The 8,149-nt window shown below is 49.8% G+C and carries 9 protein-coding genes; 1 reads left to right on the top strand and 8 read right to left on the bottom strand.

The annotated features are described in order from the left end of the window. Positions 1-446: hypothetical protein (locus tag VEI96_08915; protein HXX58106.1), on the top strand; the 446-nt coding region annotated here is incomplete at its 5' end. Position 447: 1 nt separating this feature from the next. Here VEI96_08915 and VEI96_08910 read toward each other — a convergent pair. From VEI96_08910 to VEI96_08875, 8 genes are all read right to left on the bottom strand, one after another. Further along, positions 448-1,779 (bottom strand): sigma-54 dependent transcriptional regulator, encoded by a 1,332-nt coding sequence (locus VEI96_08910; GenBank protein ID HXX58105.1) that lies wholly within the window; start codon positions 1,777-1,779, stop codon positions 448-450. A 42-nt stretch (positions 1,780-1,821) separates the two neighbouring features. Further along, positions 1,822-3,153, bottom strand: a complete 1,332-nt coding sequence (locus tag VEI96_08905; protein HXX58104.1) for a sigma-54 dependent transcriptional regulator — start codon at positions 3,151-3,153, stop codon at positions 1,822-1,824. Further along, complete coding sequence (locus tag VEI96_08900) at positions 3,143-4,729, bottom strand: ATP-binding protein (protein HXX58103.1); 1,587 nt, start codon at positions 4,727-4,729, stop codon at positions 3,143-3,145. Before VEI96_08900 ends, VEI96_08905 begins: the two co-directional genes overlap by 11 nt. Positions 4,730-4,873: 144 nt before the next feature. After that, complete coding sequence (locus VEI96_08895) at positions 4,874-5,734, bottom strand: universal stress protein (GenBank protein HXX58102.1); 861 nt, start codon at positions 5,732-5,734, stop codon at positions 4,874-4,876. A 3-nt stretch (positions 5,735-5,737) separates the two neighbouring features. Continuing rightward, entirely contained in the window at positions 5,738-6,829 is a 1,092-nt protein-coding gene (locus tag VEI96_08890) for a sulfite exporter TauE/SafE family protein (protein ID HXX58101.1), read from the bottom strand. A 1-nt stretch (position 6,830) separates the two neighbouring features. Further along, positions 6,831-7,085, bottom strand: coding sequence for a hypothetical protein (locus VEI96_08885; GenBank protein ID HXX58100.1), 255 nt, complete (start codon positions 7,083-7,085; stop codon positions 6,831-6,833). A gap of 46 nt (positions 7,086-7,131) precedes the next feature. After that, on the bottom strand, positions 7,132-7,605 hold the full coding sequence (locus VEI96_08880) for a universal stress protein (protein HXX58099.1): 474 nt from the start codon (positions 7,603-7,605) through the stop codon (positions 7,132-7,134). Positions 7,606-7,616: 11 nt separating this feature from the next. Beyond that, positions 7,617-7,790 carry a hypothetical protein gene (locus VEI96_08875; GenBank protein ID HXX58098.1) on the bottom strand — a complete coding sequence of 58 codons (174 nt, stop codon included), beginning with the start codon at positions 7,788-7,790 and terminating at the stop codon, positions 7,617-7,619. Between the last annotated feature and the right edge of the window lie 359 nt (positions 7,791-8,149).

Genomic DNA, 8,149 nt, shown 5'->3' with positions numbered 1-8,149 from the left:
ACAAGAATAAGTTTGAAAAGGTGAATCTCGCCGCGAGAGCAGTTCAGAACGGGGTCGCCTCCGGTGCCGATTATCAACAATTTGGTGAACTCTTACAAAAATTGTCCGCTGAAATAATGGTGGGTAAACGTACGGTGACTTCCGAGGAAGAGAGAGAATTATTGAAGGAATATTCCGATCTTTTGCAGATGTACCAGGATGGTTTTTTGCTCTGGAAATATAAGAGAGAATTTTCGTCGCACGACTTTGTTCCGAAAGGACGGATATATGTCGGTCAGGATGTTGAGCCTCTTGTCGGAAAGTATCGGCTTCTCACGGAATCTCATATTTACGGACCTACCCAACAGCCCTGGAAAAGTATTTCAGAAGATTCAATTCGGATAATTTGGTCCAACGCGAATTCGCAATTCGACAAGATACAGAAATTGTTAACGAATCAAACCTAATCTATTTCCTTTTCAGAATCTTCCAGAGATCGATTTCTGAAATACCCAAGAGTTCGGCAGCCTTTCCTTTGTTGTTCCCAACCGCCTCTAATACTCTCTGCGCATAGCTTTTCGTAAGTTCGTCAATGGTCATGATGCCCTGAGGGCAGAAGGTTTCGATCTGGAAGATCCTGATGCTCCTCGGTAGACTTTCGGGAGTGATGAGTCGTCCTTTCTCAAGGATAATTGCCCGTTCGATAATATTTTCGAGCTCTCTCACGTTTCCCGGAAAGCTGTAATGCATGAGCAAATCCAGAGATTCCTTCTCAAAGCCTCCTATATCTTTAGCAGACTCCGGCAGATGTTTCAGGAGAAAATGGGTGCTCAGGGGCTCAATATCCTCCCTGCGCTCCCTCAAGGGCGGAACAAGAAACTCAACACCATTCACCCGATAGTACAGATCCTCGATAAATTTGCCTTCAGTAATTTGGTCCTTCAGATTCTTATTCGTGGCGGCAAGGAGCCTGACATTCATCGCTATCGGTTTTCCCCCTCCCGTCCTCGAAACGATCCCGTTTTCGAGAGCAGCCAGCAGTCTTGACTGGATGCCATAGGGCATCTCCGCAACTTCATCGAGAAAGACCGTGCCGGCGTCGGCTATCTCCAGGAGGCCCCATTTGTTCTTTAGGTCTGACGTAACACTCCCTTTTTCATGGCCGAATAATTCTCCGGCAAGGAGTTCCTCAGTCAGCACGGCACAGTTTACCGAAAGAAAAGGCATGCCTTGCCTCTTGCTCGTATGGTGAATGATTCTCGCGAGGAGACTTTTCCCGACCCCGCGCTCACCGGCAAGAAGGACGTCACAGTCTGAATCCTTGATCCTCTCAATCGTATCCATTATCTCGCGCATGCTCTCGCTGCGGGCGATCACGGAGACGCCTTTGTTCATCCCGAAATAGGCCTTTAAGGCAACGTTCTCTCGTTTCAGGTTCTTCCGCTCATGGATGTGTTTCACTTTGAGGATGAGTTCATCAAGGTTAAAAGGCTTTGTGATATATTCATAAGCCCCTTTTTTCATCGCCTCAACCGCCGAGTCGATGCTGCCGAAGCCGGTAATAATGAGCACCTCGATGCCGTAATAGTTCTCTTTTACTTTTTCTAAGAGTTCGATACCGCTCATCTCCGGCATCTTGACATCGGTTATGAGGACGTCGAATCGTTCCTGCTCGATCCGTTCCAGAGCCTCACGACCATCTTTTGCACCGACTACTTCAAAGCCCTCACGTTTCAGGGCATTAAGAACGTGTTTGCGGGTAATGTCCTCATCTTCAGCAACGATGATCTTAAAGTTCACGGCGCGTCCCTCCGGAGGCATTGTGGTCGACACGAGAGAACATTATTCCTCCTTGAGTATCCGCCAGAGGCTTGTCCTCGATATCCCCAAGAGTTGAGACGCCTTTGACTTGTTGCCTCCCACGAGATCGAGAACCTTTTCCGCGTAGTCCTTATTGAGTTGTTCGATCGTCTTGATCCTGTCGGGTTCAAAGGTCTCGATCTGGAATATCTTAAGCGTCTGGGGAAGGCTTTCAGGGGTGATGAGGGGACCCTTTTCGAGGATAATAGCCCTTTCAATAATATTCTCCAGTTCTCTGACATTTCCGGGGAAACTGTAATGCATCAATATGTTCCTTGCTTCTTTCGTAAAACCATCTATCTTCTTGTTCGCCTTGGGGAGATGCTTCTGGAGGAGATACGCGCAAAGGGGTTCGATGTCATCTCTTCTGTCCCTCAGGGGCGGTATGAATATCTCCATGACATTCAGCCGGTAATAGAGGTCTTCACGGAACCTCCCGTCGGATATGATGTTCTTCACCTGCTGGTTTGTTGCGGCGATAAACCTCACATCGACTTTGATCGGCCTTGTGCCGCCTACCCTGAAAAATTCGCCGTCCTCGATGACCTTGAGGAGCTTCGCCTGGAGACTCGTAGACATCTCCGCAATCTCATCGAGGAAAAGGGTGCCTCTGTCGGCCACTTCGACAAGTCCCTCTTTTGTCTTAACAGCGCCGGTAAATGCTCCCTTCTCGTGACCGAAGAGTTCGCTCGCCAGGAGTTCCTCCGTAAAGGTAGCGCAGTTAACCGAGAGGAACGGCATGTTCTGTCTCCTGCTTGTGAAATGAATTATCTTCGCGAGGAGACTCTTCCCTACCCCGCTCTCACCGGTGAGGAAGATATTACAGTCCGAATCCTTTATGCTTTCGATGACCCCTAATATCTTCGCCATAACCTCGCTCTTGGCGATAATCGAAACTTTCTTATTCATTCCGAAGAAGGCCTTCAACGCCACGTTTTCTTTCTTTAACATCTTCCGTTCGCGGATATTCCTCACCTTGAGGATCAGTTCATCGAGGTCGAAGGGCTTGGGGATATATTCATAAGCACCCTTTTTCATAGCCTCTACCGCCGAGCCTATGCTCCCGAAACCGGTAATGACGAGGACATCTATGTCCCCGTCCCTTTCCTTAGCCTTCTCGAGCAGCTCGATGCCACCCATCTCGGGCATCTTGATATCGGTTATGAGAACGTCATAGCGGTCGCGCGAGAGGGCATCAAGGGCCTCCCTCCCGTTCCTTGTGCCGAGTACGGCATATCCCTCCTTCTTGAGGGTATTCGTGAGATGCTTGAGGGTTATCTCCTCATCCTCAGCTATGAGAATCTTAAAGTTCATGCCCTTCTCCCCTGACCGGCAAGGTAATGACAAAGGTCGTTCCTTTACCCGTGCCGCTTTCCGCAACTATCTCTCCGGAATGTCTTTTAATAATATTGAAAACGATGGCGAGACCGAGCCCCGTTCCCTTGTCCTTCGTAGTATAAAAGGGCTCGAATATCTTTTCCGTATCTTCAGCTGACATCCCTTTCCCGGTGTCCGAGATCTTTACCGTCACTGCGGTTCGCTCTTTCTGCACCCGCACGCTCAGGTTTCCAGAACCCGACATGGCGTCAACGGCATTCGTAAAAAGATTGATAAAAACCCTCTCCAGCTGTTCAGAATCGGCATCGATAAATGCATCCCCGGAATCGGATTCGAGGATGAAATTCACCCTGCTCGTGTCAGTCGTAGTACTCACAAGTCTGTATGCCCCCGAGATGAGCGCCTTGAGATCAACTCGCGCAAGCCTCGGTTCACTCCCCCTCGCGAACTCGAGGAGGTCGCCGACAATCCTCTTCACCCTGACGGTTTGGGTGAGGATATCGTTCACTGTTTCTTCTACGGTCGGAGAACATGCCTCATGGACCTCTTTTTCGAGTACCTGTGACGAGATATAGATGTTATTCAATGGATTGTTGAGTTCATGGGCGACTCCGGATGCGAGCGTTCCGATGGCCGCCAGCTTCTTAGACTGGAGAAGTTCCCTGTTCTTTCTCTCAAGCTCTTCTTCGCGTCTCGCAAGCTGCTCCTCCATGGTATTGAATTTCTCTATAAGGAGTCCGACCTCGTCGTTTCTCCCCCATCCTGAGAGGAGAGACATGCGGGGGAAATTCCCTTTCCCTGTTTTTTCGACGGTATCGATGAGTGCATGCAGCCTGCTCACGATATTACCGCTGATAAAAAAGAGGGTCCCGATTCCTACGATGAGAAAGAGAGGAAAGATGGCCAAGATCGCACCCTGCGATATGCTTATAACGCGTTCAACTTTGGCCCTCGCAGCGCTGTCAAGATTCTTCGATGCTATCAGGATATCCTCACCGTTTTTCCTGAGGGCGTTTGTTTCAGAATAGAGTTCCCAAAGATCTTTGATAAGCCTTGCGTTACGAGAGAAGCCGTATTCATCCTTCAAGAAATCCGCTGTCTCGCGCGGCCTGTCGAGGAAGGCCGATTTGAGATAGAGCAGCAGCGCATAGCGGCCATAAGAGGGTCTGATATTATCAAACTCTCCGGAGAGATCGTTTACTAATGCCTCTATAGTACGAAATCGTTTCCCGTATCCCTGGATCAAGGCCCTCAGTGAAGACAATCCCCCTGCCCTATCATCCGGGAGGTTTTCAGCGATAATAGAGTCAAGTTCAGTGAGATACCTCAAGATCGCCTTTGTTTCTTCAACCCCCTTTGTCTGGCCAAAGAGAAAGAAATTCTTCTCATGCCGCCTCAGCTCGAGGGTTTTGGATCTGATGGAATCGGCGACCTCGAGAGACCGTATTTCCCTCCTGATTTGGACAAAACTGACGTACTCGAAGATGACGAGAATGGCGATGATCGACGAGCTGATAATAAAACCGAAGGCTATCTTCTTCTTCAGTGACATTGCCGCTCTGATTCCTCATCCGCTCCGGATCGCACTACGTACATATTACCAATTATAAAGACAAAAAGGGTAAAGGCAAAGTCCTTCACTTTACCCCTACCCTTCCCATCATGAAAAAAACACTACGTCTTCTTATCTCTTAATTCAGACTCGTCCCTTGACGATAAGTACAGGACAGGGTGCATAACCGATGACCTTCTCCGCGACGCTCCCCATAAGGAGCCTCCTGAGTCCCGTCCTTCCATGAGAGCCCATAATGATGGTGTTCACCTTTTGTTCCATGGCGAGGTCGATAATTGCGCGGTGGGTCTCACCCTCCTTCACAAAGACCTCGGTCGGAATGCCTGCCTTCTCCGCCTGCTTTCTCACAGACTCGGCATTTCCTTTCGCCTTTCTCACGAGGTCCTCGACGGCATCGGGCGCTTCACCGTAAAACTCGGCCGGAACATCTACAACCGCTACGACCTTCATGGTTCCCCCGTACGCTCCCGTAAAACCTATCGCCCTTTCCGTGGCAGCATTGCTGTATTTCGAACCGTCAGTCGCGAGGAGAACCCTCTGCCAGCCGACCGCCGCATTTCCCGGCACCACGAGGACGTCCTTCTCGCTGTATCCGATGACCCTCGCGGTGACACTACCGACGAGGGCACGTTCAATCCGATCGAGCCCTTTTCTCCCCATGACGATCAGATCGACGTTTTCGGCCTCCGCAAGATCTATTATTCTTGCGTGTGGCTCACCTTCTTCACAAACGGTCTTTATTAAGGCCCTTTCAGATTCCGCCACCTCCCCGGCCTCGGAAAGGGCTTTCTCACAAGGATACCGCAGTGCGTGCTGAATATTCCCGATTCCTACCAGAGCCAGATCCCCCTCATAGGGCGGAACCACAGAGACGACGGTTATCCAGCTCTTTTCACTCGCGGCAAGCTTAAATGACTCCCTCAGTGCGTGAAAGCTCGATTCTGAGCCGTCGACTGCGACGAGCAGCTTGCGGTATCTTCCCATAGGTTATATCTTACCATGCTCCAGAACCTCTTCGGCAGCCACTGCACGCTCTGCCCTGCGTCCCTGCCACATTGCCTTCAAGACAATAACGGCTCCCAAAAGAAGGGCAAGTATCATAATGGCAAAGCTGGTGTTCTTGAGTATCTTCACCGTGCCCGAACCGAGGGTCTCTATCAGGCCGAGCTGCGACAGGTAAACCGGAACCATCAATCCGCGGCTGAACAGGACGATTACCATAATGACGCCCATAACCACTTTAATCATAAAAGGCTTCACATAGGTGGTACCTATCGCCCCTAACTGGATTCCGAAAAGGGAACCCGCGAGAATGATCATCGCGAGGCGAATGTCGACCAATCCATGCATCGCATACTTTAGCGACCCTCCGACGCCCATAACGAAGGCTATCACGAGTTCTGTGGCAGACGCCATGAGACTCGGTGCACCGAGGACGTAAATCATGGAAGGAACACCGATGAAACCACCGACAGCGATCGTTGCAGCGAGCATCCCCGTTGCAAATCCGAGAGGTATGGTGAAGAGTACCGAGACACGTGCATTAATGCTCTTAAAATAAACCATGGTTCCGGGTATGTTGATCGACTGCACCCATTTCGCAATTTTCGTAACCTTCTCTTCCTCGTGTGCATTGCCCGACCGGTAAGTCCTCCAAGCATCTCTGAGCACAAAACCGCCCACAACCGCAAGGATTACGACGAAGGCAACGCTGACATAGAGGTTTGAACCTGCATCGCCGAACGACTTTTTGATGCCCTCCTGAATATGGGCTCCGTAGAGAACGCCAGCCTCCGCAGAGATACCGAGCACTATTCCGAGCTTCACGTCAACCTGACCATACTTGGCACGTTTCAGAGCGCCCACGAGCGCCTTTGGAAATTTGTGACACATATTGCTTGCAACAGCCACTAGGCCGGGAACGCCGAGGCTCATCATGCCAGGGGTGAGGACAAAAGCCCCGCCCGAGCCGATAAACCCGCTCACCAGTCCGCCGACGAAACCGATGGCAAAAAGGTAGCCGACATTTATCAAATCCAGGTTGATCAAATTCGCCGCCTCTCTCACTATGTCGTGCATCTTACTTTACCTCCTTCTTCTTTTTCGACGCCTCAATACCCAGGACCGTCCAGAAATTTCCCGTGAAGTTGCCGTGGACAAAGGAAAAGAGGAATGCAGCACATATGGGCAGAAGCGCATAGAGCCCTCCCCTCGTGAAGAAATCGTTGCAAATGTTCTGTTTTGCTATAAGGACACCATAGAGTGCGACCGACAATACCCCGAAGACTATCACCTTCCCATAGGGTTTCTTCTTACTGTTTACGCTACTTGCCATTTTTTCCTCCTTATTTGATAAACACCGCTCAGTGTTTGTTTCCGCGTTATGAAACACCTTCAGTGACGACTACCAACGGGCATTTGAGATTCCGCCACGCTTCGGAAAGCCTTTTGCCGTGCTCTTTACAGTCGACATCCAGATTCTCTGAAGACTCTGTTACCGCAAAGAGGATTTCATTCTTCGACGTTGTATAGTCGATAATCTCCTGTTTCAGACAGCCATTCTTCCTAACGATCCGGTAATTGATACCTTCCCTCTCGAGTTCCGAGAAACCCTCCTCAAGAACCGGATCGGTGACTTCCGAGGGTGTAATGTAAAGGATGTCAAGACCGGCACCTATCCTCTTGCAGGTATTCAGGGCATACCGAATCGTCTTTCTGTCCAGCTGTCCGCTCCTGACAGCCAACAAAACCCGTCTCTCTTCCCTCATGAATTCCTTTGCGGTCTCAAACTCACCCTCCTCCGCAAAGGAGACTGCGGAAAGCAAATCTTCTACCTTCTTTTTCAGGTTTCCCATAATAGTAAGACCTACCTTCTTGCTCCCGGAGCGGAAATGCGAGCTGTCTTTCGCGTAATCTGCATGTCGCGCTTCTCTTCTCTTTTCTTCTCTCTCATGATCTCCCTCGCTGTGTCAAACTCTCCGGCTTCTGCAAAGGTTATCGCAGAAAACAGTCTCTCCCATCTTTCTTTAAAGCCTTTCATCTTTTGCTGCCTCCTTTCATAGTTTTGTAGTCCCATTTATCTATTTCTATAATCATCTTTCATGCCAGAGCCTGCATCATTCAAAACTAATTGATTTCATGTGATTTTATGAGATTAGGCGATCATCTCCCAAAATATGACTTGATGCATAACGCAACGCACTCCCGGCTCAAGTGAAAGCCGGCCATCTTTCGGAAGGCACGTGAGAGAGCTACAGGGCTTAATAGCACCGTCATCGTCAGTGGCTTTCGATACCTTCATTTGCTGTTTCAGCCCAAACGCGACATGTTGCTTTGTGCAACAAAATACTAGACCGGTGCTGACATCAGCCGATTTGACTACAAAGGGTTTTCCTGTTA

The sequence above is a fragment of the Thermodesulfovibrionales bacterium genome (assembly GCA_035622735.1).
Lineage (GTDB): Bacteria > Nitrospirota > Thermodesulfovibrionia > Thermodesulfovibrionales > UBA9159 > DASPUT01.
Note: the sequence above shows the minus strand (reverse complement) of the source record. Positions and strands in the feature narration are given on the sequence as shown.

Bases quoted from the DNA above. Each gene is read 5' to 3' on its own strand.
- VEI96_08905 (HXX58104.1), bottom strand. From the start codon at position 3,153: ATGAACTTTAAGATTCTCATAGCTGAGGATGAGGAGATAACCCTCAAG.
- VEI96_08875 (HXX58098.1), bottom strand. From the start codon at position 7,790: ATGAAAGGCTTTAAAGAAAGATGGGAGAGACTGTTTTCTGCGATAACC.
- VEI96_08900 (HXX58103.1), bottom strand. From the start codon at position 4,729: ATGTCACTGAAGAAGAAGATAGCCTTCGGTTTTATTATCAGCTCGTCG.
- VEI96_08880 (HXX58099.1), bottom strand. From the start codon at position 7,605: ATGGGAAACCTGAAAAAGAAGGTAGAAGATTTGCTTTCCGCAGTCTCC.
- VEI96_08895 (HXX58102.1), bottom strand. From the start codon at position 5,734: ATGGGAAGATACCGCAAGCTGCTCGTCGCAGTCGACGGCTCAGAATCG.
- VEI96_08885 (HXX58100.1), bottom strand. From the start codon at position 7,085: ATGGCAAGTAGCGTAAACAGTAAGAAGAAACCCTATGGGAAGGTGATA.
- VEI96_08890 (HXX58101.1), bottom strand. From the start codon at position 6,829: ATGCACGACATAGTGAGAGAGGCGGCGAATTTGATCAACCTGGATTTG.